Source organism: Flexivirga aerilata (genome assembly GCF_013002715.1).
Lineage (GTDB): Bacteria > Actinomycetota > Actinomycetes > Actinomycetales > Dermatophilaceae > Flexivirga > Flexivirga aerilata.
Genome location: NZ_JABENB010000002.1, coordinates 612,996 through 634,261 on the forward strand (window position 1 = coordinate 612,996; position 21,266 = coordinate 634,261).

21 protein-coding genes and 2 tRNA genes are annotated in these 21,266 nt (G+C 70.4%); 7 read left to right on the plus strand and 16 right to left on the minus strand.

Annotated features, from left to right (window positions below; genetic code table 11):
* The first annotated feature begins 4 nt into the window (after nucleotides 1-4).
* The 3 genes from HJ588_RS14735 (at nucleotide 5) to HJ588_RS14745 (ending at nucleotide 1,458) form a co-directional block, all read left to right on the plus strand.
* Nucleotides 5-805 carry a class I SAM-dependent methyltransferase gene (locus HJ588_RS14735; protein ID WP_171156874.1) on the plus strand — a complete coding sequence of 267 codons (801 nt, stop codon included), beginning with the start codon at nucleotides 5-7 and terminating at the stop codon, nucleotides 803-805.
* Nucleotides 805-1,317 carry a hypothetical protein gene (locus tag HJ588_RS14740; RefSeq protein ID WP_171156876.1) on the plus strand — a complete coding sequence of 171 codons (513 nt, stop codon included), beginning with the start codon at nucleotides 805-807 and terminating at the stop codon, nucleotides 1,315-1,317. The genes HJ588_RS14735 and HJ588_RS14740 overlap by 1 nt, the downstream gene beginning before the upstream one ends.
* A 68-nt stretch (nucleotides 1,318-1,385) precedes the next feature.
* Nucleotides 1,386-1,458 (plus strand) — tRNA-Asn (locus tag HJ588_RS14745).
* 162 nt (nucleotides 1,459-1,620) lie between these two features.
* On the opposite strand, the gene HJ588_RS14750 is transcribed toward HJ588_RS14745, so the two are convergent.
* The 10 genes from HJ588_RS14750 to HJ588_RS14795 all read right to left on the minus strand — a co-directional run bounded on the left by HJ588_RS14750 (nucleotide 1,621) and on the right by HJ588_RS14795 (nucleotide 11,787).
* Nucleotides 1,621-2,547 carry an amino acid ABC transporter permease gene (locus tag HJ588_RS14750; RefSeq protein ID WP_171156878.1) on the minus strand — a complete coding sequence of 309 codons (927 nt, stop codon included), beginning with the start codon at nucleotides 2,545-2,547 and terminating at the stop codon, nucleotides 1,621-1,623.
* Nucleotides 2,544-3,224 (minus strand): ABC transporter permease subunit, encoded by a 681-nt coding sequence (locus HJ588_RS14755; protein ID WP_171156880.1) that lies wholly within the window; start codon nucleotides 3,222-3,224, stop codon nucleotides 2,544-2,546. The genes HJ588_RS14750 and HJ588_RS14755 overlap by 4 nt, the downstream gene beginning before the upstream one ends.
* A gap of 7 nt (nucleotides 3,225-3,231) precedes the next feature.
* Entirely contained in the window at nucleotides 3,232-4,080 is an 849-nt protein-coding gene (locus HJ588_RS14760) for a glutamate ABC transporter substrate-binding protein (RefSeq protein ID WP_171156883.1), read from the minus strand.
* A gap of 77 nt (nucleotides 4,081-4,157) precedes the next feature.
* On the minus strand, nucleotides 4,158-4,952 hold the full coding sequence (locus HJ588_RS14765; RefSeq protein ID WP_171156885.1) for an amino acid ABC transporter ATP-binding protein: 795 nt from the start codon (nucleotides 4,950-4,952) through the stop codon (nucleotides 4,158-4,160).
* A 388-nt stretch (nucleotides 4,953-5,340) separates the two neighbouring features.
* Nucleotides 5,341-5,417: transfer RNA gene (locus tag HJ588_RS14770), tRNA-Ile, on the minus strand.
* A 298-nt stretch (nucleotides 5,418-5,715) separates the two neighbouring features.
* Nucleotides 5,716-7,749, minus strand: coding sequence for a CapA family protein (locus HJ588_RS14775; protein ID WP_171156888.1), 2,034 nt, complete (start codon nucleotides 7,747-7,749; stop codon nucleotides 5,716-5,718).
* Nucleotides 7,746-8,756: a poly-gamma-glutamate biosynthesis protein PgsC/CapC gene (locus HJ588_RS14780; RefSeq protein WP_171156890.1), complete on the minus strand. Its 1,011-nt coding sequence runs from the start codon at nucleotides 8,754-8,756 to the stop codon at nucleotides 7,746-7,748. Before HJ588_RS14780 ends, HJ588_RS14775 begins: the two co-directional genes overlap by 4 nt.
* Entirely contained in the window at nucleotides 8,749-10,068 is a 1,320-nt protein-coding gene (gene pgsB / locus HJ588_RS14785; protein WP_171156892.1) for a poly-gamma-glutamate synthase PgsB, read from the minus strand. Before pgsB ends, HJ588_RS14780 begins: the two co-directional genes overlap by 8 nt.
* Nucleotides 10,065-10,958, minus strand: coding sequence for a GGDEF domain-containing protein (locus HJ588_RS14790; RefSeq protein ID WP_171156895.1), 894 nt, complete (start codon nucleotides 10,956-10,958; stop codon nucleotides 10,065-10,067). The genes pgsB and HJ588_RS14790 overlap by 4 nt, the downstream gene beginning before the upstream one ends.
* Before the next feature lie 103 nt (nucleotides 10,959-11,061).
* The gene (locus tag HJ588_RS14795) at nucleotides 11,062-11,787 is read right to left on the minus strand and encodes a hypothetical protein (protein ID WP_171156897.1); all 726 of its coding nucleotides are present in this window, start codon (nucleotides 11,785-11,787) and stop codon (nucleotides 11,062-11,064) included.
* Nucleotides 11,788-12,461: 674 nt separating this feature from the next.
* Here HJ588_RS14795 and HJ588_RS14800 point away from each other — a divergent pair.
* The 3 genes from HJ588_RS14800 to HJ588_RS14810 all read left to right on the plus strand — a co-directional run bounded on the left by HJ588_RS14800 (nucleotide 12,462) and on the right by HJ588_RS14810 (nucleotide 14,369).
* A complete protein-coding gene (locus HJ588_RS14800; RefSeq protein WP_171156900.1) occupies nucleotides 12,462-13,196 on the plus strand; it encodes a thioredoxin domain-containing protein in 735 nt (244 codons plus the stop codon).
* On the plus strand, nucleotides 13,193-13,675 hold the full coding sequence (locus HJ588_RS14805; protein ID WP_171156902.1) for a vitamin K epoxide reductase family protein: 483 nt from the start codon (nucleotides 13,193-13,195) through the stop codon (nucleotides 13,673-13,675). Before HJ588_RS14800 ends, HJ588_RS14805 begins: the two co-directional genes overlap by 4 nt.
* Nucleotides 13,676-13,796: 121 nt before the next feature.
* Nucleotides 13,797-14,369 carry an antibiotic biosynthesis monooxygenase gene (locus HJ588_RS14810; protein WP_171156904.1) on the plus strand — a complete coding sequence of 191 codons (573 nt, stop codon included), beginning with the start codon at nucleotides 13,797-13,799 and terminating at the stop codon, nucleotides 14,367-14,369.
* An 86-nt stretch (nucleotides 14,370-14,455) separates the two neighbouring features.
* Here HJ588_RS14810 and HJ588_RS14815 read toward each other — a convergent pair whose 3' ends face one another.
* Together HJ588_RS14815 and HJ588_RS14820 are read right to left on the minus strand one after the other, a co-directional pair.
* Complete coding sequence (locus HJ588_RS14815) at nucleotides 14,456-15,319, minus strand: phosphatidylinositol-specific phospholipase C/glycerophosphodiester phosphodiesterase family protein (RefSeq protein ID WP_171156906.1); 864 nt, start codon at nucleotides 15,317-15,319, stop codon at nucleotides 14,456-14,458.
* A gap of 67 nt (nucleotides 15,320-15,386) precedes the next feature.
* Nucleotides 15,387-16,385 (minus strand): 2-dehydropantoate 2-reductase, encoded by a 999-nt coding sequence (locus HJ588_RS14820; RefSeq protein WP_171156908.1) that lies wholly within the window; start codon nucleotides 16,383-16,385, stop codon nucleotides 15,387-15,389.
* A gap of 28 nt (nucleotides 16,386-16,413) precedes the next feature.
* Between HJ588_RS14820 and HJ588_RS14825 the strand changes: the two genes are divergently transcribed.
* Nucleotides 16,414-16,938: a YflT domain-containing protein gene (locus tag HJ588_RS14825; protein ID WP_246242458.1), complete on the plus strand. Its 525-nt coding sequence runs from the start codon at nucleotides 16,414-16,416 to the stop codon at nucleotides 16,936-16,938.
* Between the two features lie 20 nt (nucleotides 16,939-16,958).
* Here HJ588_RS14825 and HJ588_RS14830 read toward each other — a convergent pair whose 3' ends face one another.
* From HJ588_RS14830 to HJ588_RS14845, 4 genes are read right to left on the minus strand one after another with little or no spacing between them, the layout of a single operon-like run.
* Nucleotides 16,959-17,864: a hypothetical protein gene (locus HJ588_RS14830; RefSeq protein WP_171156910.1), complete on the minus strand. Its 906-nt coding sequence runs from the start codon at nucleotides 17,862-17,864 to the stop codon at nucleotides 16,959-16,961.
* A gap of 36 nt (nucleotides 17,865-17,900) precedes the next feature.
* Entirely contained in the window at nucleotides 17,901-19,103 is a 1,203-nt protein-coding gene (locus tag HJ588_RS14835; RefSeq protein ID WP_171156912.1) for an ROK family protein, read from the minus strand.
* 4 nt (nucleotides 19,104-19,107) lie between these two features.
* Nucleotides 19,108-20,466 carry a sugar ABC transporter permease gene (locus tag HJ588_RS14840; RefSeq protein ID WP_171156914.1) on the minus strand — a complete coding sequence of 453 codons (1,359 nt, stop codon included), beginning with the start codon at nucleotides 20,464-20,466 and terminating at the stop codon, nucleotides 19,108-19,110.
* Nucleotides 20,463-21,248 carry an ATP-binding cassette domain-containing protein gene (locus HJ588_RS14845; protein ID WP_171156916.1) on the minus strand — a complete coding sequence of 262 codons (786 nt, stop codon included), beginning with the start codon at nucleotides 21,246-21,248 and terminating at the stop codon, nucleotides 20,463-20,465. Before HJ588_RS14845 ends, HJ588_RS14840 begins: the two co-directional genes overlap by 4 nt.
* Nucleotides 21,249-21,266: the final 18 nt, after the last annotated feature.

Sequence of the window (21,266 nt, forward strand, 5' to 3'; positions counted from 1 at the left end):
GATCATGGCACTGGACAGCGTCGACCCGCCGGAGTTCTTCGATGCCCGCCGGCGCTCGTTCGGCTCCAACGCGCAGACGTATGACGAGGTCCGGCCCGACTGGCCCGCCCCGGTGATGCAGTGGCTCACCGACGACCGCGCCGTGCCCGGCCGGGTGCTCGACGTGGGCTGCGGCACCGGCAAGGGCAGCCGGACGCTGCTCGCCGACGGTCACGAGGTGGTGGCGGTCGACCCGTCGCTGGACATGCTGCAGGTGCTGCAGACCTGGCGCGACGCCCAGCCGGTGCCCGCGCAGGCGCGACTGTCGATCCGGGAGGGCCGCGCCGAGGCGCTGCCCCTCACCGACGACCACGTCGACGCGGCGGTGTGTCTGCAGGCGTGGCACTGGGTCGACGCGACCCAGGCCGCCGCCGAGATCGCGCGGGTGCTGCGGCCGGGCGGCACCTTCGGCCTGGCCTGGATGGCGTGGCTCGGCGACGAGCGCTGGCGCGACGAACTCGCCGAGATCATCGGTGACCCCGACCTCGCCGACGCCGCGCGTCAGGTGATCGCGGGGGACTACCCCTTCGAGTTGGAGGTCGAGGCGTTCGACGGTTTCGAGTTCGCGCAGTTCCCGCACCACGTCCGGCAGAGCGTCGACGACTTCGTGCTGCACGTGTCGTCGTGGTCGGCGGTCGCGGTCAGCGACGACCGCGAGCGGATCCTCGCCCGGGTGCGGGAGCTCGCGGTGCGCGTGTGCGACGCGGACGGCACGGTGACCTTCGATCACATGGCGCTCTGCGGCCGCGCGACAATGGCGGTCTGATGCCTCTCTTCCGCTCCCGTCCCCAGGTCCCCGACGACGTGCTCGCCCGCCTCGAGCTTCCGCGCGGCGAGAAGGTGCTGGCCGCAGCCGTCGACGCCAACACCGGCGCCCACGTCGTCGCCACGACCCTCCACCTCGCCGTGGTCACCGACCGGTCGGTCGCGCTGCGCAAGCCGTGGCACCTGGTCGACGCCGGCCAGTGGGAGCCGCAGACCTGGACGCTCACCGTCACCTGGGTAGACGGGTCGCGCCCCGGCCAGTGGACCTTCGCGCCGCAGGACACCCGCCTTCCCGAGACCGTGCACGAGCGCGTGCAGTCGACCGTGGTGCTCTCCGAACCCTTGCCGCTGACCGGCCGCCGCCGGGGCCGGGTGGTGATCCGGCGCGACCTGCAGACCGGTGGGCTGCTCACCCAGACGGTGCTCGGTCGCGGGGTGCGCGGCGACGATCCCGAGGTCGCGGCCGCCGTGTCGCGCGTCTCGGCATACCTGCAGGAGCAGGTGGGTCTCTAACGGCGGCAGCCGATTCGGCGTGCGGGCACCTGGTTTGCTAAAGTTTCCGATGCGCTCAAGCGGTGCGATCCCCTGTAGCTCAATTGGCAGAGCATTCGGCTGTTAACCGGAGGGTTCTTGGTTCGAGTCCAAGTGGGGGAGCCGAGAAGGGCCCTTTGACCAGGCAGGTTTGCCGGAGGTCAAAGGGCCTTCGTCGTACTCGGAGTGGACGCGTGCAGTGGACCCTTCGAGTGGACGCCGTGCGACATACGAAACCCCCTGAGCTGTGACGGTGCTCAGGGGGTTTCGTATGTCGCGGATCGGCTATTGAGCCGGTCCTCCGGCGACCGGCGCCACCGTGCCCGGACCGGCGATGTCGCTGTCCGGTTCGGCCGGGCCACCGGCGGTGCGGCCGCGCTGCTGCAGACGGTGCTCCACCCACTCGGCGAACTTGCCGATCGTGTAGTTGATCGCGATGTAGATGGCCGCGATCACCACGAGCATGGCGAAGATGTTGCCGTTGTTGGCGGTCGCCGGCTTGCTGGTGTAGAGCAGTTCGCCATACAGCACGTTGTAACCGAGCGCGGTGTCCTTGACGACCACGATCAGCTGGCTGATCAGCGAGGGCAGCATGGCGGTGACGGCCTGCGGCAGCAGGATCAGGCGCACGGTCTGGCCGGCGCTGAGGCCCACCGCGAGGCCGGCCTCGCGCTGACCGTTCGGCAGCTGGCCGACACCCGCGCGGATGACCTCGCAGATCACCGCGGAGTTGTAGAAGACCAGGCCGCCGACGGTCGCGATCAGCGGGCCGTTGCCGCTGCCCATGCCGTTGGCCGAGAGCACACCGAAGATGAACAGCATCATCAGCAGCACCGGTATGGCGCGGGTCACCTCGACCCAGGCCCCGACCAGCCACTTCAGCCCGCGCAGCAGGTAGCTGCCCATCGACGGGCGGGCCGGCACCTCGATCAGGCGCAGGATCGCGAGGATGCCGCCGAAGACGGCGCTGATCACCACGGCGAGCCCGGCCGCGACCAGGGTGCCGCGCAGGCCCGGCAGGATGTAGTTCTGCCAGAGCGATGCGGTGGTGAACGGCTTCCACTTGTAGGCGTCGAACTGGCCCTTCTCGGCGAGCTTCCAGACGGCCAGCCCGATGACCGCGGCGACGACGAGGCAGCCGACGACGCCGAGGATCAGGTTGCGCCGCCGGGCCTTCGGGCCCGGGGCGTCGAACAGCACCGAGGCGCTCATCGTTTCACCGCGACTTTCTGGCCGATCCAGCCGACGGCCAGGCCCATCGGCAGGGTGAGGATCACGAAGAACGCACCGACCACGAGGAACGCCAGGTTGAGCGATCCCGGGTCGCGCTCGGTCACGGTCTTCAGGACCGCCGACAGCTCGGCGACACCGATCGTCACCGCGACGGTGGTGTTCTTGGTGAGCGCGATCAGGGTGTTGCCGAGCGGGACGACCGCGCCGCGGAATGCCTGCGGCAGGATCACCTCGCGCATGCTCTGCCCGAAGGTGAGCCCGATCGAGCGGGCCGCCTCGGCCTGGCCGAGCGGGATCGTGTTGACGCCGGACCGGATCGCCTCACACACGTAGGTCGCGTGGTAGACGATCAGGCCGACGACGGCGAGCCGGAAGGCGTTGACCGCGGCGAAGTCCTGCGCGTTGGAGTCGGCCAGGGCGATGCCCAGCTGGATGTAGAGCACGAAGCTGCACGACAGGATGATCAGCGTCAACGGGGTGTTGCGGAAGATGTTGACGTATGACGTGCCGAAGAACCGCAGGATGGCGACCGGCGAGAGCCGGAAGATCGCCACGATCGTGCCGAGGATCAGCGCGCCGATCGCGCTGAAGATGGTCAGCTTGATCGTCGTCCACAGCGCCGACCAGATGTCGTAGTCGGAGAACAGTGAAGACACGACAGGGTCAGGCCTGGCAGCTCGGCGACTTCGGCGGGTTCAGCTTGTCGTTGTACTTGTAGTCCTTGCCCAGGTTGTTCTCGAGGGCCTTCTTCCAGGAGCCGTCGTCGACGATCTTCTTGATCGCGTCGGCGACCTTCTGGCAGTCGGCGTCGCCCTTCTTCATGCCGACGCCGTAGTTCTCCTCGCTGAACGTGCCGCCGACCAGCTTGAACTTGCCCTTGTACTGCTGCTGGTTGGCGTAACCGGCGAGGATCGTGTCGTCGGTGGTCATCGCGTCGATGGCGCCGGTCGAGAGGGCCTCGGCGCAGGCGGAGTAGGTGTCGTACTTCTGCGGCACCAGGTTGGGCTGCTTCTCCTTCAGGTTGTCCACCGAGGTCGAACCGGTGACCGAGCAGACCTTCTTGCCGGCCAGGCCGGCGACGTCCTTGATGTCGGAGTTGCTCTGGACCAGGACCGACTGTCCCGCAACGAAATACGGCCCGGCGAAGCTGACCACCTTCAGTCGCTTCGGGGTGATCGAGTAGGTCGCGAGGATCATCTTGACCGTGCCGGCCTCGAGCATCTTCTCGCGCTGCGGGGACGGCGACTCGACGAAGTCGACCTTGCTGTAGCCGAGCTGCGCGGCGACGCAGCGGGCGATGTCGACGTCGAAGCCCTTGTAGTTGCTGCCGTCCTTCAGACCCATGCCGGGCTGGTCGTACTTGATGCCGATCTTGACCGAGCTGCCCGAGCTCGGCAGCTTGCAGACGGCGTCGGACGAGCCACCGGAGCCCCCGGAGCTGCCGCCGCATGCGGAGAGCCCGAGGCCGAGCGCGGCGGCGGCGGTCGCGGCGGTGATCGCGCGGAACTTCATGTTTCCTCCAGTGCTTCGTGCGACGAATCGCGGTGCGGTGATTGAGTTTTCAGTGCGTGCTGGTCAGGGCGTGAGGATTAGTGGGTAAGAATCTTGGAGAGGAAGTCCTTGGCGCGGTCGGACTCGGGGTTGGTGAAGAAGTCCTCCGGCTTCTTCTGCTCCAGGATCTGTCCGTCGGCCATGAAGACGACCCGGTCGGCGGCCCGTCGGGCGAAGCCCATCTCGTGGGTGACGACGATCATCGTCATACCCTCCTTGGCGAGGCCCGCCATGACATCGAGCACCTCGTTGATCATCTCGGGGTCGAGCGCGGAGGTCGGCTCGTCGAAGAGCATCACCTTGGGGTTCATCGCCAGAGAGCGCGCGATGGCCACGCGCTGCTGCTGACCGCCGGAGAGCTGAGCGGGGTACTTCTGCGCCTGCTGCTCCACCCCGACCCGCTTCAGCAACTCCATCGCGCGGGCCTCGGCCTCGGCCTTGTTCGTCTTGCGGACCTTCATCGGCCCGAGCGTGACGTTCTGCAGGATCGTCTTGTGCGCGAAGAGGTTGAACGACTGGAACACCATGCCGACGTCCGAGCGCAGCCGGGCGAGCGCGGGGCCCTCCTCGGGCAGCGGCTGCCCGTCGATGGTGATCGAGCCGGACTCGAAGGTCTCCAGCCGGTTGATCGTGCGGCACAGGGTGGACTTGCCCGAGCCGGACGGACCGAGCACGACCACGACCTCACCGCGCGCGACGCTGAGGTTGATGTCCCGCAGCACGTGCAGGTCACCGAAATGCTTGTTGACGTCGGAGAGTACGACGAGGGGTTCGCCGGTAGACGCCTGCGTCGTCGACGCCTCGGTCTCCGACACGCGTGGTGCATCGGTCATGCCATGGAACATTACTGGTGGGCCACAGCGATTTTTGAGCTTTCCGTTGTAACCACGCGCTTTGTTGCCGGACCGTTGCCTGGCTTCGCGCCGCCCGCGCAGTGTCGGCCGCGCGCCCCGCTCATCTCGTAAGCACGCGTGACGTCGGGCGCACGGTTGCTTACGAGATCGGTCGCGCTGCTGGTCTCGTAAGCGGGGGTGACGTCAGGCGCACGGTTGCTTACGGGATCGGCGGTGCTGCTCGTCTCGTAAGCGGGGGTGACGTCGGGCGCACGGTTGCTTACGGGATCGGCGGTGGTGCTGCTGGGTCTCGTAAGCGGCGGTGATGTCGGGCGCACGGTTGCTTACGAGATCGGCGGGGATGACGCTCTTCATCCCTGCACCAACGTGGTAGGGCGGCTGGGGCTTGAACCCAGGACCGACGGATTATGAGTCCGCTGCTCTAACCGGCTGAGCTACCGCCCCTTGCTATGTGGCGTCGACTCCGCGCGTAGGGCCTCGCTCGCTGCGCTTCGCGAGCCCCTGCTGTCGTCGACGCGTTTGTTGTGTGGCGTCGACTCCGCGCGTAGGGCCTCGCTCGCTGCGCTTCGCGAGTCCCTGCTGTCGTCGACGCGTTTGTTGTGGCGCCGACTCCGCGCGGAGACGGATCGACCGCGTAGACCCTACCCGCTCCCCAGCCCCGTCTCGTAAGCGGCGGTGACGTCAGACGCACAGTTGCTTACGGGATCAGTGGTGCTCGTCGTGGGCCAGGGCTAGTAACCCCTCACTCCACCACCGGGCTCTCGTCGCCGACGGCGCCGTCGTGGGTGAACTGCGCGGGAGCGGACCCGCTCGCCTCCACGGTGTCGTAGAGCCGGCCGGCGGCGCCGGATCCCGCCCAGGCGACCAGTCGCACGTCGTCCGCTTCCAGACGGTGGGCGGAGACGTTGTCGGTCGGCGGCGCGAGCCGCAGGTAGGGCTGGGCGAAGGTGATGCCCGGTGGCACGACGACGTCCAGCCGCACCTGGCGGCAGCTGTTTGCGCCGTTGTTGACCGACGGCAGCGAGATCGTCTGTGTCTGCTTGCTGGCGCCTTGTGCGCCTGCATACCAAGCGATTTCGGCCGTCGCACCCTTGGTCGCCTGCCGCAGGTTGAGCAGCAGCGACAGCCGCTGGCCGGCCGTCACCTGCACCCGGTGGGCGGGCGTCGCGTAGACGTCCTCGCTGCTCACCGGCCCCCGCAGGAGCATCAGACCACGGGTCGAGTTGCACGCGGCGGCGGTGCGGAGCTTGGCGAACTTGCCCAGCTCCCAAAGGTTTTCGTCATCGTCGCCGACCGTCGCGCGCTCGAAGTCCCCGGTGCCGTAGAGCAGGTCCTGACCGGCGCGGGCGCCCTTGGCGAGCCGCCAGCCGGGCGCCACCCGCCGCACCTGGCCCGGCGGCAGGGCGACGCCGCGGCCCGCCGCCTGCTCCGGTTGCCCGATCGTCGTCCCGGGCCCAGCCAGGCGTGCCGCGCCGGGCACACTGCCGGCGGCGATCCGGTCGGCAGCGTCGGCGGGCGCCCCGACGGCCGGCTGCGGCCGGTAGCCGCTGATCGTGAAGGGGTCGGTCGTCGTCGCCACGGCGCGACCGTCCCGCAGGTCGGTCCGCAGCAGGTATGACGGGAAGGTGCTCCACAGGTCCTGGTCGAACAGCAGGTTGCCGGTCGTCTCCGCCACCACCGCGTTGCCGCGCTGCTGGACGCCGCCGACGACGTGCGGGTGGCTGCCGATAACCGCCGACGCACCCGCATCCGTCGCGGCCGCGAACAACGCTCGTACGTCTGGAGTTTGGGCCCGCTGATATTCGACACCGCCGTGCAGTTGCACGACGACCTCCTGCGCGCGGGTGCGCGCCGCGCGGACCGCCGCCTGCAGTTTCGGCACGCTGCACGCAGCGGCGCCGGGCCGGTCGGGGCCTGCGACATACGGCGGCGACTGGTCGTTGCCGGTGATCGTCGTGCACCCGAGGAACGCGACGGTGCGCCCCTTGCGCGCGACGAAGGCCGGAGCCCACGCCTGGGCGTCGTTCATGCCGGCGCCGAAGTGCGGCAGCTGTGCCGCGTCGAGCGCCTTGAGCGTCGACCCGATGCCGGGGCCGAGCAGGTCCAGGACGTGGTTGTTGCCCAGCCCGACGACGTCGACACCGGACTGCCGCAGCGCCTCGGCCGCCTTCGGGCTGCTCGCGAACGCCAGGTCCTTGCTCTGGTGGAAGCGCGCGGGACGCGGCTTCTTCGGGTCGTAGTAGGGATTGGGGCCGAGCGGCGTCTCGAGGTTGACCGACGTGAGGTCGCCGTCCTCCAGCAACGGCCGTATGGCGCTCAGCAGTTTCGCGTGGTCGGCGACGCCGGACGAGGCGGTGAGTGCCGGCGGCCGGCCGTCCTTCGGCTCGTAGTAGCGGCGGCCGAACATCACGTCGCCGCCGAAACGCACCGACAGCGTCCGGTCGGATCCGGTGGTGAGCAGCACGTCTGCGGCGGTGCCGGGCTGGACGGCCTGGGTGCGGGGCAGGTGGCCCGGGGCGACCGCGTTGAGGAGAGCGGGTCGCTCCGCCGGGATCGCGTAGCGGCCGTCGGCGCCCGAGCGTGCGGTGTCGTCCCCGACCCGCAGCGTGGCGCCGGCGACCGGCCGACCGGTCTCGTCACGGACCACACCCTGCACCTGGTCGGTGTCCGGCACCGCACCGGCGCTCGGGCGGGACTGCATGAGGGCCGCGCCGGTGCCGGCGAGGCCGATGGCGAGGGCCGCGGGCACGACCCGGGCGACGAGTCGGCGGCTCACAGCAGACCTCCGGCCAGCGCCGCCGCGGCCACGGCGTTGGTGGCGGCCAGCACCCCGACCGCGGTGAGGCCAGTGCCCCACACGGTGCGCTCCCATCCCTGGCGCTGGGCGTCGTTGGCGATCAGCGCCGGCACCATCAGCGTCGCGACGGTCAGCCCGCGCCACGGTTGATATTGCTGATGGGTGAGCACAGACAGCACGATCTCCAGGGACCAGCCGATGAGCGCGCCGACGAGGATCATCGTCGACAGCTTGCGACGGCCGAAGAGCAGCAGCCGGGGCATCAGCAGGCGGGTCACCACGAACCAGGTGGCGATCGCGACCGTCGCGGTGAAGAACATGTCCGGCCACCGCGGGCTCACCAGCGCCAGGTAGGCGCCGCTGATGAAGCCACCCGACCGGATGCCGAGGCGGGAGAAGACGAACGTGCCGATGACCACGCTCAGCCCGACCGCGATGATGAGCACCTCGCGCGGGTAGCCGAGCACCGACGCCAGCACCGGCTCCGGCTCGGTCTGCCCGGGCACGACATCGAGCAATCGGGTCAGCAGCTGGGTGACGACCACCAGCGCGGCCGCGGTCACCGCCACCGCGAAGATGGTCCGGCCCGGCTTCTGCCGGCCCATGTCGTGCGCCAGGATGCCGGGGATCAGGAAGCCGATGCCGGCCAGTCCGGCGAGCCACGGGTCGAGGTGCCCGAAGGCACGCGCGAGGGCCGTGGTCACCAGGATCAAGCCGAGGCCGACCAGCACCTCGACCTCGAATTTCTTTCTCCCGTAAAGGATTTTCCGTCGGCCCACGACGTAATGGACGATGAGATAGGTCAGGTAGCCGACGAAGATTGTCACCGCGATCGCGACCGGCCGGTTGGCCGAGAGCGCGAAGTATGCCGGGACGATCGCCCCGCCGGTCGTCAGCTGGGCACGCTCGTAGAAGAGCATGCTGAGGATGACTCCCGCCACCAGCACGACCCGTGCGATCTCGGGGGAGACGGCATACTCAGCCATCGGTGAGCACCGCCCGTCGTGCCGCCGCGCGGTGCATCCGGCGCACCCCCGCGGGTGCGCGGGAGACCAGTCGTGACTCGGCGAGTTCGTCGACGTGCTCGTCGCCGGCGAGTTCGGCGAAGTGCTCGATCAGCAGCTCGGCCTGCGCGGTGTGGATGTTGATCATGCCGACGAGCACCGCGCCACCGGGGCCCGCGAGGGACCCGACCAGGTCGAGGATCTGGTCCAGCGAGGGCTGCACGCTGTCGCCCATCGCGTGGACCCGGTCGGCGGGGTAGCCCTGCTCGGTGATCCGCGGGATCACCGTCTCCTCGTAGGCACCGAAGGTGATCACGTGGTCCAGGTGGTGGGCCAGATCCTGCGGCACCATGTCGGCAAAGAGCTCGGCCCGGCGCCCGCGGTCGCTGCGGTTGTTGAGGATGCCGATGACAGGGGCGTCCGGCGGGAACTGCGCGCGCAAGGTGTCGAAGGTGAGGATGACGCTCTCGCGGTCGTTCGCTGCGAACATCGGCACCCACATCACCTGCGCGCCGCGCACCGGGTAGCTGCGCAGCCGGACGACGCCGACGTCGGGCACCGAACGCCACATCCCCTGCAGCGCGGCCTCGCGGCTGATGCCGAGCTGCCGGGCGATGACCAGACCGATCGCGACGTTCTCCTTGAACTGCAGGTAGTCGAAGCCCCGCATGTCCTCGTCGGCGACACCGCGCGGATCGGCGTAGATCAGGGTGCTCCCGCGCTCGGCGGCGTTGCGCTCCAGGCGGGCCCGCAGGTGCGGGCGGTCCTCGGCGGTCACCAGGATCCCGTCGCGGGGGATGGTGGCCGACATCGAGTCGGCGATCTCCTCGAGGGTCTCGCCCATCTCCTCCTGGTGGTCCTCACGCACGTTGGTGATCACCGTGATGTGACTGCGGACCATGCGCTCCTGGGAGTACTCCTGGTAGAGCGGTCGCACCGCCATACATTCGATGACGAGGGCCTCGACCTCGGGCGTCACGTGCTCGGCGACGATGTCGACCTGCTCGTTGATCGTCGGTGCACCGCGCCGCTTGATCGGGGTCTCCGCGCCGGACGGCGCGATCACCCGGGCGGCACTGCCGGTCGTCTTGGCGACGGTCACGTAGCCGCCTTCGCGCAGGACCCCGGCGAGCAGTCGGGTGACCGTGGACTTGCCACGAATCCCGTTGACGTGCAAGCGGACTGAGAGATTGTCGATCCGGCGGTTGTGCGCGCGCAGGCTGAGCCACCAATAGCCGAAGAGGCCGGTGCACGCCAGCACGAGGATCGCCAGACCCGCGAGCTGACGGATCATGCGACCCAGCTCGCGAGATCGTCGAGCGAGGCCGATGCCTCGCGCCGGGCCCGCAGGGACAGTGCCTCCGGCGGGGTACCACGCTCGGCGCCGATCGCGGCCACCCCGATGCCGACCTGCAGCACCGACGTGACGGGTGCACGGCCGCCGTCGCCCAACTCCACGGTGTGCTGGCCGGTGACCCGCAGGATCGGGGCGAGCTGGTCCCAGGCTCCGCTCTCGCCGGTCTCGGGCAGCAGCAGGGCGAACCTGCCGTCGCCGAGGTCGGCCGGCACATCGGTGTCGCGGGTGGTGGCCTCCATGATGCGGGCGAGGCTGCGCCGCGCACGCTGGTAGGCCGCCGGCTCGTCCAGGACGCTGCGCGACTCGATGACCACGAGCGTCAGGGGACGGCCGAAGCGCTCCGCGCGGGCGACCTCCTCGGTCACCCGCTGCTCGAAGGCGTCGGTGGTGAGCAGCCCGAGCGAGCCGTATGCCGGGGCGACCGTGCCGGCCCGCGGCCGCGCCGCGAGGCGAGCCGACGCCCGGGCCGTCGACGCCGCGACGCCGCTCAGCCAGCCGAGCAACGGCATGACCGCACAGAGGGCGAGGCTCCAGCCGAAGCGCTCGCTGGTCCACAGGCCTGCCGACTGCAGCACGATGGCGGCGACGAGCGCGCCGGCGATCCCCACGCCGAGCCCGGTGAAGGATTCGCCGAACAGCGCGAGCAGGGCCACCGCGACGGCGACGCCGCCGAGCATGAGGCGGGCCGACCAGGTCGTCTGCACGCCGGCCACGAGGCCGGCTGCGGCGCCGGCGACGCTCACGGCATAGAGGTCGGTGAGGGCGGGGGTCCAGCGCTCACGGAGCGCCGAACGGAACGAACGTTCTGTTGCCTGGTGCTTGCTCACGGTCGCCGCTCTCCTCGGAATCGCCAGCGCGCCAGGCCGAAGCCGACCACGAAGATGCCGGCGCCGATGGCCGCGTGCACCAGGTCGGTGTGGATCGAGGCCATCAGCCGTGATCGATCGGCCAGTGGGCGACGGCGAGCGTCCCGGCCCCGTCGGTGCGGATGTCGAGCGCGGCGGACCGCGCGACCAGCGCGCCCCCGTGCACGCTGACGTGGGCGCCGGATGCGCCGGCGCCGTGGAGACGCTCGGTGAAGGCCGACATCACGCGGGAGACCTCCGACCAGCGCGGCCTGGCGTGCGGCACGCGCACCCGCACCGACGCCTCGGGTGAGCGACCCGACGGCCCGTTCGTCGCCCCCGCAGCCTCGGCGGGCGCGTCCTCGGATGCGCCGTCGCACGCGGCGACGGTGACCTCGGGGGTGCCCCAGGAGGCGAGTTCGGCGAGCAGCAGGCGGAGGGCCTCGGTGACGGCCGGGGCGTCGTTGACCGGCATCCGGGTCGGCTCGGCGTGCAGGTGCAGGTCGGCAATGCCGGCGAAGCGCGCGGCGTCCTGCGTGCAGGTGACCAGGTCGTCGAGCGCCAGCCGGTCGGCGGCGCGTGCGGTGGTCGGCGCGGGGAGGTGCTTCAGGGCCGTCGCCCGGGAGCGCACGACGGCTGCCGGATGGTGCAGCAGCTGGTCGTCGGCATCGTCGGCGGCGTCGGCGAGGGCCAGTGCCGAGACTCGCAGGCTCTCGGCCGCGGTGGCGTAGGCCGAGGCAGCATCGCGCGTGTCGCGTGCATCGCTCGGGACGGCGTCGGTGGACGGGTAGCGCACCGTTGCGCTGGACATGACGGTCCTTCCGGTCTGTCGGCTGCTCGCAGCGACCGCCTGATGGCGGGGCGTGCGCCTCCCGAATGCAGCAACTGGGTAACGGTTTGGGCAAACCAGTGACAACTGATCTGGTGGCCGCGACTATGCCAGGCCCGAGGGGGCCTTGTCACCTGGCCAGATCGACTTTTCTGGTCAACCGCCAAGCATCGGATCTCGGGGTGCGACCCGCGGCGTGGCGATCGCCGACATTACCCATGCGTAACTAGTCCGCCTAACCCACTTGGGTGACTCGGACGCCTGACTAATTGAACAATGAACTAGGCCAAGATTTTCGACGATTCGCGAAATTCGTTGTGGCGCAACGTGTTTCGAAGTTGCCCCGCGCTGGACAAATGGCTGATGCGCCGTGGCGGTCCGCTGTCCTACTGTGAGGTAACTCATCCGGATCGGGCCGGGCGAGCGGTGGCGCGAGCGGTCCGGCCGGCCGGCGGAGGGCGCTCGCGTGACGTCGCGGGCAGTGCGCGGGCGGCCGCTCGCAGGTGGTCATCGCTCACCTGCATGCAGTCCACATGGCGAGACGTCGCAGGGCGAGGTCACCGGACTCTCAGCCGGCACCAGGAGTGCTCTCAGCAAGCACACAACCGGTCTTCCTTGGCTGATGCACCCACCCCGTCGACCGGAAGCAGACCCCCGTGCCCTCATCAGCTCGTCGTTCCCGTCTCCGGTCCCGCCGGGCCGTGCTCGCGGTCACGCTGGTCCCGCTGCTCGCCGCCTGCGGCGGCGGCGCCAGCAGTTCTGGTGACGCCGGCGGGGCGGACGCCGTGCGCGGCACGGGTGGGTCGGTCGCCGCCACGTCGCCCGCGCCGTCCACGAGCGTCGCTCCTCCTGCCGGGATCTCCTACGGCCCGTGGCTGCGGCCCACCTCGCACTTCCTCGACCGGGGGTCGTCCAAGGCAGTGCTGGTGGAATTCCTCGACTTCGAGTGCGAGGCGTGCGGCGCGGTGTTCCCGGTGATGGAGCAGTTGCGCGAGCAGTACAAGGGCAAGCTCACCTACGCGATCCGCTACTTCCCGCTCGACGGTCACTTCAACTCCAAGCGTGCCGCGTATGCCGTGGAGGCCGCCGCCCGGCAGGGCCGGCTCGAGCCGATGTACCGCCTCATGTACACCGGCCAGAAGGACTGGGCCGAGCGCCAGGTGCCCACCGACGACACCTTCCGCGGGTATGCCCGGCAGCTCGGTCTCGACATGACCAGGTGGGAGGCGGACTACACGTCCGACGCGGTCAAGCAGCGGGTCGACGCCGACCTCAAGGACGCGGCGGCCCTGAAGCTCAAGGGGACGCCGAGCTTCTTCTTCAACGGCAAGCCGTTCGAACCCAAGAGCGTGCAGGATCTGCAGCGGACCGTCGGGGACGCGGTGGCGTGACCGCGCTTTCGCAGGCCTCCCAGATCTCCCACCGGGCACTCGGCTGGATCCTCACGGTCTGCGGCGCGGTCGGCCTGACCGCCGCGGGGATCCTCTCGATCGAGAAATACCGATTGCTGACCAACCCGTTCTACGCCCCGTCGTGCAACGTCAACGCGGCCATCAACTGCGGCACGGTCATGCAGTCCGACCAGGCGGCGGCGTTCGGCTTTCCCAATCCCTACATCGGGCTGGTCGGTTTCGCGGTCGTCCTGACGATCGGGGTCGGAGTGCTCTCCGGAGCGCGGTTCAGCCGATGGTTCTGGTGGGGGCTCGCCACCGGTGTCGCGGCCGGTCTGGCGTTCGTCGGCTGGCTCGCCGTGCAGAGCATTGTCGTGATCGAAGCGCTGTGCCCCTACTGCATGGCGGTCTGGGCGGTCATGCTCGTGCTCGCCGGCACGATGATCCGGGTCGTCGTGCGCGGGCCCGGGGTGTCATGAGCAGGTCGTGACGAGCAGAGTGTGATGAGCAGGTCGTGACGAGCAGGGTGTGGCGAGTCTCACCGTCGTGCGCGGCCCCCGGCGTACCAAGGCACCCCGCGCAGTCCCGCACCATGGACGTATGACGCAACTTGCCGCCGATGACCGCACGACCGCGGTGACCGTGGCGATCACCCGCCGCGTGCAGCCTGGCAACGACGAGCAGATGCTCGCCTGGATCAACGCGGGCACCGCTCTCGCGGAACGCTTCCCGGGGTTCCTCGGCACCGGTTGGGTGCGGCCGCGCGGCGACTCCGACGAGTGGCACATGCTCTACCGCTTCGACGACGAGGACGCGCTGCGCGCGTGGGAGGACTCCGAGCAGCGCAAGTGGTGGCTGCGCAGCGGGGTGGGCATGGTCGAGGACCGGGTCACCCATCGCAGGGTCGGCATCGAGGGCTGGTTCGACCCGCCGAGCAGCGAGACCACCACCGTCGCCGCGCCGAAGGTGCCGCCGCGGTGGAAGCAGGCCACGATGATCTGGCTGGCGTTCTTCCCGCTCTCGCTCGTCGTCAACGTGGTCTTCGCGCCGGTGCTGGCCGGATGGTCCCTGCCGGTGCGGGTGCTCGCGACGACGCTCTTCATGACTCCGCTGATGACCTACTTCGTGCTGCCCGCGATGAGCCGGCTGCTGCACCGTTGGCTGACCCGCTGACGGCTCGGGCTCACGTCGCGGCCACCTGGTCGCCGAGCGCGCGGCCGCCCTACCGGGTCGGTGTCGTGCCGACCCGGTAGCCCGGCTCAGCGCTGCGCGCGGACGAACTCGCGCAGGCCCGCGAGGTCGTCGGTGTTGAGGTAGTCGACACCGGCCGCCCAGAGCTCGGTCCACACCGCGGTGCGGGCCGGACCCGGCAGGTCGGGGGTGTTCCAGAAGCGCACCTGGTAACCGGCGCTGTGCTTCGCGGCGACCAGCTCCTGCAGCCTCGCGCGCTCGGCGGGCGGCATCGGGCCGACGCCCTGCCAGGTGAACATCAGCGCCCAGTTGTCCGACAGGAGCGGCAACTGCTCGGGCGTGGCACCCGCGGGGAGCGGGGTGCGCAGGCGGCCGTCGAAGCCCGCCCACCGCAGTCGCTCGGTCGACGTGCGCTGGGCGAGCTCGCCGCTGAGCACGGCAGTGACCGGCCCGGGGTGGCGACGGCCGTTGCGCCAGTAGGTGAACAGCCCACGATACGAAGCCAATTGGCGCTGGAGCACCGGCCACACCGGGTCGCCCGGGCTCTTGACGTCGATGAGCAACTGCAGCCCGACCCGGTGGCCGGGGTAGATCCAGCCGCGGCCGGCCTTGGCCAGACGGGCGAGGGGGTCCAGGTAGAGCCCGCGCAGGGTGCGCGTGAGATCCGGGCCGTCGTGGCCGATGTAGAGCTCGCCGCCGACCAGCCAGATGTCGGCCTCGACGCTGACGAAGCCCTGGCCGAGCGCATCGAACAGCGGACGGACGTGCTCGTAGTCGTTGTGGGCGTGGGTGCGCGGGGTGGGCGTGACGCCCTCCAGCGGACTGCGCGGCCGGGACGACTGCTGGGCGGCATTCGCGGTGCCGGCGAGCGCGAGGGGCACGGTCGCCGCGCCGGCGCCGAGCAGGGTCCTGCGGGTGATGGTGGAAGTCATGGGCCAACGCTCCCGAGCCCGGGCCGTATGGCGGGGAAATCCCCCGTGAACAGCGGGCGACGACCGGTCAGCGCCGGGCCGCCCGCAGCTGCGCCAGCAGGTCCCGCCCGGTCCAGCGCGGTCGCCGGCCGCGTTCGGCGTCGTGCACCAGCTCGACCAGCCGGGCATTCACCGGTGCCGTCGTCCCGGCGTCTGCGGCGAGTTGCACGACCGCGCCGTTGATCCAGTCGACCTCGGTCGGGCGGCCGGCGGCGAGGTCGTCGGCCATCGACGACCCCGCCGTGGGATCGATGGCGAGCACCTGCCCGGCGACGGCCCGGAAGAGCGCGTCCGGCACCGCGAGGGTGCGGGCCATCAGCGCGGGGGAGAGGGCGGTCAGCTTCGCCGGCGCCGGACCCGAAGCCGCCATGACCGTGAGCGCCTCGCGCTGCGCGAGCGACAGGCAACGGCGAAAAGCCCTCTGCGCCAACTCTTCTCGCAGCGGCAGTCCGGACAGGGCGTTGATCGCGTTGTTGAGGTTGAGCAGGAGTTTGGCGCGCTGCACCGCGGGCATGTCGGTGCGTTGCTCGATCGGCAGACCGGCTCGGGCGAAGGCTGCGTCATACCCGGTCCAGACGGGGTCGGCCTGCACCAGGATGTCGCCGGCGGTCGCCTGCCGGAAGGTCGCGCCGTCGCGCACCACGTTGAAGCCGACCGTCCCAGCGAGCACGGTGTGATCCGGCAGGTCGCTGCGCAGGCCGGCGCCGCCGTGCAGGCCGTTCTGCAGACTGACCACCACAGCGTCCGCGTCGAGCACGTCGCGCAGCGCGTCGGCAGCCTCGCGGTTGGCGCCGGACTTCACCGTCACCAGCACGAGGTTGCAGCCGGCGGCGGCCGCGGGATCGGTCTCGAAGCGCGGATCCGCCTCGACCTGCGACCCGTCGATAGCCTGCAGCCGCATGCCGCCGGCGGTCACCCGCCGCATGCTGTCGCGCCCGACGAGGGTCACCGGCACACCGGCGGCGGCAAGCCGGCCACCCACGTAACACCCGATGCTCCCGGCTCCGAAGACACATACGCCACGCATGGCACAGGAGGCTAGCTACCCTGGGCGTATGTCAACTCCCATGTCCGGAAGTTTCAACCGTCCCGGTGCCGCGCTGCGCGGCGGTCTGTCCCTCGAATACCCGATGTCGCTCGGGGTCTTCTCCGACTACCTCGAGGCGCAGAAGGCGGTCGACTACCTGTCGGACAACCAGTTCCCGGTGCAGAACGTCATGATCGTCGGCACCGACCTCAAGCAGATCGAGCGCGTGGTCGGCCGGCTCACCTGGGGCCGGGTGATCGCCGGCGGCGCGCTCTCCGGTGCCTGGTTCGGCGCGTTCATCGGGCTCATCCTGTCGCTGTTCGACAACGGCGTGAACGTCTTCGCCGTGGTGATCTCGACGATCATCTTCGGTGCGATCTTCGGCGCCATCTGGGCCGCGATCGGCTACAGCCTGACCGGCGGCCAGCGCGATTTCCAGTCGGTGACCCAGACGGTCGCCACCAAGTACGAGGTGCTGGTCGAGCACAAGTTCGCCGAGCAGGCCCGCGAGCTACTCGCGAGGATGCCCGGCGGCGGCCCGACGCTCACCTGATCCTCACCTGATCACACGGCTCAGAGGCGCAGCTCGTCGCTGCGGGTGCCGAACCGCGCCCGCAGGAAGCGGTGGCTGGCGAGCAGCGCGCCGGCATTGGCGCCGTGCGCCTCGCCGACCGCCGCGCGCACCCCGTCGAGCAGCAACTGCAGCTGGATGACGAGGAGTTCGGCGCCGGTGCGGCCGTCCTGCAGCGGCTCGGTGTCGGCCAGGCCAGGCGGCAGCGCGAGGTAGCCCTGCACCGCCGACGGCGCGAAATCGTTGCGGATCTGCTCGATCTCGAAGATCAGCAAGGCGTTGTCGCTGTGCGCGTGCAGGTAGGCCAGGGCGTTCCGGGACTCGGCGTCCAGGGTCCCGAGCTGTGCGCGGGCCTCGTCCGGCAGCCGCGGGTCGACCAGATATGAGGCCAGGTATGACGAGAGCTGCGAGCCGCCGGCCGGTGCGCCCCGCCAGGGCGCCGGACCCTGCGCCACCGGAACCTGCGTCATCGAACCCTGCTGCATCGGGCCGACCGGGGCGCCCTGCTGCATCGCGCGGATGCGCTTGCGTTCGTTGCGTGCCGGGCCACCGGTGAGGAACCAGAGGGCGACCGCGGCGGCGAGCGGGAAGACCACCCAGGGGTATTGGCCGTTGAGCATCGCGGCGGCGCAGAGCGCGGCCACGAAGCCGGCCGAGCGGGCGAGTTGCACGCGCACCTTGTAGAGCGGGCGGAAGAGGAACTCCACCACCGCGAACAGGCCGATCGCCATGCCCACGTGCACCACCCAGCCGGCCGGGGTGAAGGCGAGCGCCACCATCACGGCGGCCCAGGTCAGCGTCCCGCGCGTGGCCGGCGCTTTGGTGCTGAACGCGTAACGGGTCAGCGCGAACATCGCGAAGACGGCGAGGAACTGCAGCAGTGGGCTGAACGCGTGGAGAGCGTGCATGTCTCGACCCCCGGTCGTGAAGCGGTGCGCTTTAGGTTAACCCGCCGACCTGGGTGTCCCCAACAGGTCGGGAGCGGCGAGCAGCTCCTCGAAGGCGAGCTCGGCGGCGCCGACCAGCGAGGCGTCGCGGATGCCGCCCTGCAGCAACGTGATGGGTGCGCGCCCGATCGTCACCATGCCCCGCTCGAGTCCTTCGCGCACCGACGGCTCGGCGATGCGCAGCACCTCGGCGAGGTGCCCGCTCGCGACGAACGCCTCCGGGTTGAGCACGTTGGCCAGGTTGGCGAGGCCGCGTCCGAACCACCGCGCGACGCCGGCGACGACGTCGCGCGCGTCCGGGTCGCCCAGCTCGGCTCGGCTGAAAAGCGTTGGCAGGTCGATGGATTCGAGGCCGGCTTCCCCGGCGGCGCGCAGGATCGCGGCCTCCCCGACATACTCCTCGAGACAGCCGTGGTTGCCGCAGTGGCACAGCGGCCCGTCGGCCTGCAGCGACATGTGCCCGAGTTCGCCGGCGTAGCCGCGACCGCCGTGCAGCAGGTGACCGGCGACGATGATGCCGCCGCCGACCCCGACCCGCCCGAGCACGCAGACCACGTGCCCGAAACCTGCGGCGGCACCCCGCCGGTGCTCGGCGAGCGTGGCGAGGTCGGCGTCGTTGCCGACCAGCACCGGCTCGCCCAGTCGCTGCTCGAGCAACCCGCCGAACGGCTCGTTGGACCACTCCAGGTTGGGCGCGTAGACCGCCACCCCCTCCGGGTTGTGCACCATCGCCGGCACGCTCGCGCCGATGCCGACGCGCTGGCTGCGCCGCAGTCCGGCCGACAGCTCCCGCACGGCCGCGGCCACGTCGTCGACGACCGCGACGGGGGAGCGGTTGTCGTCCCGCAGCTGCCAGCCGATCTGGTCCAGCACCCGCCCGGTGAGGCCGATCGCGGCGACCTGCACCGACTCGACGTCGACGTCCACCGCCACGACGTGCACCGACCGCGGCCGCGGCACCACGAGGTATGCCGGGCGCCCCGCGCCGTCGCGGTTGCGGGTGGGCGAGCGCTGGCTGACCATGCCCAGGTCGGCGAGGTCACCGACGAGGCCGCCGATCGTGCTGCGGTTGAGCCCGGTCAGCCGGGCGAGCTCGCTGCGCGACAACTGCCCGTGCAGGTGCAGGTGCCGCAGCAGCGTGCTCAGGTTGTGCCGACGGATCTGCTCCGGGCGGGCGGCTGAGGATCCGGCTGCGCGCACCGGGTCAGCCCAGCCCGGTCGAGCCCGCGCGACGGCGCGACACGGCGTCGACGGTCGCGGCGAGCAACAGCACCAGACCGGTCACGATCCACTGCCAGGCGGAGTTGTTCTTGCCCTGCAGCAGGTCGGCCATGCCGTTGATGATCACCGCGACCACCGCGCCACCGACGACCGCGTCGGTGATCTTGCCCTTGCCGCCGAACAGGCTGGTGCCGCCGACCACCGCGGCACCGACCGCGAGCAGCAGCGTGTTGCCCGCGCCCTGAGCGGCGTTGACCGCGGTCTGGGAGGCGAGCACCACACCGGAGACGACCGCCATCGTGGAGCAGATCACGAAGACCGAGATCCGCACCGCGTTGACCCGGATGCCCGCGCGGCGGGCGGCCTCGTCGCTGCCGCCGACCGCGTAGATGTGCCGGCCGTAGCGCGTGCGATTCAGCACGAAGCCGAGCACGACCACCAGCACCAGGATGACCGGCACCACCCACGGCACGCCGCCGAGGAACTCACCGCCGGTCTTGACCGTGACCAGCTTGCCGTTCTGCTCGACGATCTTGGTGCCGCCCGCGGAGTTGGGGGAGCGGTTGAGGTTCAACACGAAGGTGAAGCCGAAGGCCAGCACGGCGATGGCGAGCACCTTGGCCGCGGTGACCGCGACCGGCTCGGTCGGCAGCGACCGCTTGCGGCGGGCCGCGACGGCGAGCAGCTTCTGCACGGCATACCCGACGACGAGGAGCGCGGCCATCAGCCAGCCGAGCCACACCGGCATGTTGCTGTTCTCCAGCGCCACCAGCGCGTCACTCTGCAGCGACAGGTTGCCCTGGGTGTTGGCGCTGTTGACCACGATCTGCACCACACCCTGCAGGCCGAGGAAGAGCGCGAGCGTCGAGACGAACGACGGCACCCGCAGGAAGGTGCGCATCCAGCCGATGCCGAGGCCGATGAGCGCACCGACGACGAGCGCGACGAGGACGGCGAGCGGCCACGGCCAGTTCTTCAGCAGCAGCACCGCGACGATCGCGCCGCCGACGCCCGAGGCGGTGCCGGCCGACAGGTCGATCTCGCCGAGCAGGAGCACGAAGACCAGCCCCATCGCGAGCAGGATGCCCGGGGCGGCCTGGGTGATCAGGCTGGCGAAGTTGGCCTTGGACAGGAAGCCGTTCTCGACGATCGAGAAGACCAGGAAGAGCACGACGAGGGCCGCGACCGCGGGCAGCGAGCCCATGTCGCCGCCCCGGATGCGCTGCCAGTAGTGCCGCAGGTAGTCGCCGACGGCGTTGCCGGAGGGGACCGTCACGGCGGCGCCGGACAGTTCGTCGGCGAGGGTGCCCGTGTCCGAAGACTTTTCGAGGTTGGTGCTCATGCGTTTGCTCCGGCTCCGGCGGTCGCAGGTTGGATGCCGAGGTCGCCGCTGCGCCCGGTGGTGATCAGCTCGACCACCTGGGTCTGGTTGACGTCGGCACGGTGGACGGTGGCCGCCATCCGGCCGAGGTAGAGCACTGCGATCTCGTCGGCGACCTGCAGCACGTCGAGCATGTTGTGCGAGATGAGGATGACCGCGACGCCCTGGTCGGCGAGCCGGCGCACCAGCTCGAGGACCTGCTCGGTCTGGGCGACGCCGAGCGCCGCCGTCGGTTCGTCGAGGATGACGACGCGCGACTTCCAGAGCGCGGCCTTGGCGATGGCGACGGTCTGCCGCTGGCCGCCGGACAGGCTCGACACCCGCTGGCGCACCGACTTCAGGGTGCGCACCGACAGCGAGGTCAGCGTCTCCGCCGCCGCGATCTCCATCGACTCCTCGTCCAGCACGACGCCGCGCATGCGCTCGCGGCCGAGGAACATGTTCTGGACGACGTCGAGGTTCTCGCAGAGCGCCAGGTCCTGGTAGACGATCTCGACGCCGAGCGCCGCGGCGTCGCGCGGGCCGGAGACGTGCACCTGCTTGCCCTCGAACTCGTAGCTGCCGGAGTCGATCGCGTAGGTGCCGCCGATGCACTTCACGAGGGTGGACTTGCCGGCGCCGTTGTCACCGACGAGCGCGGTGACCTTCCCGGCATACGCCTCGAAGTCGACGTCGTCGAGCACGTGCACGGCGCCGAAACTCTTGTTGACCCCGCGCAGGCGCAGGATCGGCTGGTCAGACATGAAACTCCCGATCGGGTG

What these genes read in the sequence shown, in the direction of transcription:
- HJ588_RS14735 (WP_171156874.1), top strand. Translation starts at nt 5, where the DNA reads ATGGCACTGGACAGCGTCGACCCGCCGGAGTTCTTCGATGCCCGCCGG.
- HJ588_RS14740 (WP_171156876.1), top strand. Translation starts at nt 805, where the DNA reads ATGCCTCTCTTCCGCTCCCGTCCCCAGGTCCCCGACGACGTGCTCGCC.
- HJ588_RS14750 (WP_171156878.1), bottom strand. Translation starts at nt 2,547, where the DNA reads ATGAGCGCCTCGGTGCTGTTCGACGCCCCGGGCCCGAAGGCCCGGCGG.
- HJ588_RS14760 (WP_171156883.1), bottom strand. Translation starts at nt 4,080, where the DNA reads ATGAAGTTCCGCGCGATCACCGCCGCGACCGCCGCCGCCGCGCTCGGC.
- HJ588_RS14765 (WP_171156885.1), bottom strand. Translation starts at nt 4,952, where the DNA reads ATGACCGATGCACCACGCGTGTCGGAGACCGAGGCGTCGACGACGCAG.
- HJ588_RS14780 (WP_171156890.1), bottom strand. Translation starts at nt 8,756, where the DNA reads ATGGCTGAGTATGCCGTCTCCCCCGAGATCGCACGGGTCGTGCTGGTG.
- pgsB (WP_171156892.1), bottom strand. Translation starts at nt 10,068, where the DNA reads ATGATCCGTCAGCTCGCGGGTCTGGCGATCCTCGTGCTGGCGTGCACC.
- HJ588_RS14795 (WP_171156897.1), bottom strand. Translation starts at nt 11,787, where the DNA reads ATGTCCAGCGCAACGGTGCGCTACCCGTCCACCGACGCCGTCCCGAGC.
- HJ588_RS14810 (WP_171156904.1), top strand. Translation starts at nt 13,797, where the DNA reads ATGACGCAACTTGCCGCCGATGACCGCACGACCGCGGTGACCGTGGCG.
- HJ588_RS14815 (WP_171156906.1), bottom strand. Translation starts at nt 15,319, where the DNA reads ATGACTTCCACCATCACCCGCAGGACCCTGCTCGGCGCCGGCGCGGCG.
- HJ588_RS14820 (WP_171156908.1), bottom strand. Translation starts at nt 16,385, where the DNA reads ATGCGTGGCGTATGTGTCTTCGGAGCCGGGAGCATCGGGTGTTACGTG.
- HJ588_RS14825 (WP_246242458.1), top strand. Translation starts at nt 16,414, where the DNA reads ATGTCAACTCCCATGTCCGGAAGTTTCAACCGTCCCGGTGCCGCGCTG.
- HJ588_RS14830 (WP_171156910.1), bottom strand. Translation starts at nt 17,864, where the DNA reads ATGCACGCTCTCCACGCGTTCAGCCCACTGCTGCAGTTCCTCGCCGTC.
- HJ588_RS14840 (WP_171156914.1), bottom strand. Translation starts at nt 20,466, where the DNA reads ATGAGCACCAACCTCGAAAAGTCTTCGGACACGGGCACCCTCGCCGAC.
- HJ588_RS14845 (WP_171156916.1), bottom strand. Translation starts at nt 21,248, where the DNA reads ATGTCTGACCAGCCGATCCTGCGCCTGCGCGGGGTCAACAAGAGTTTC.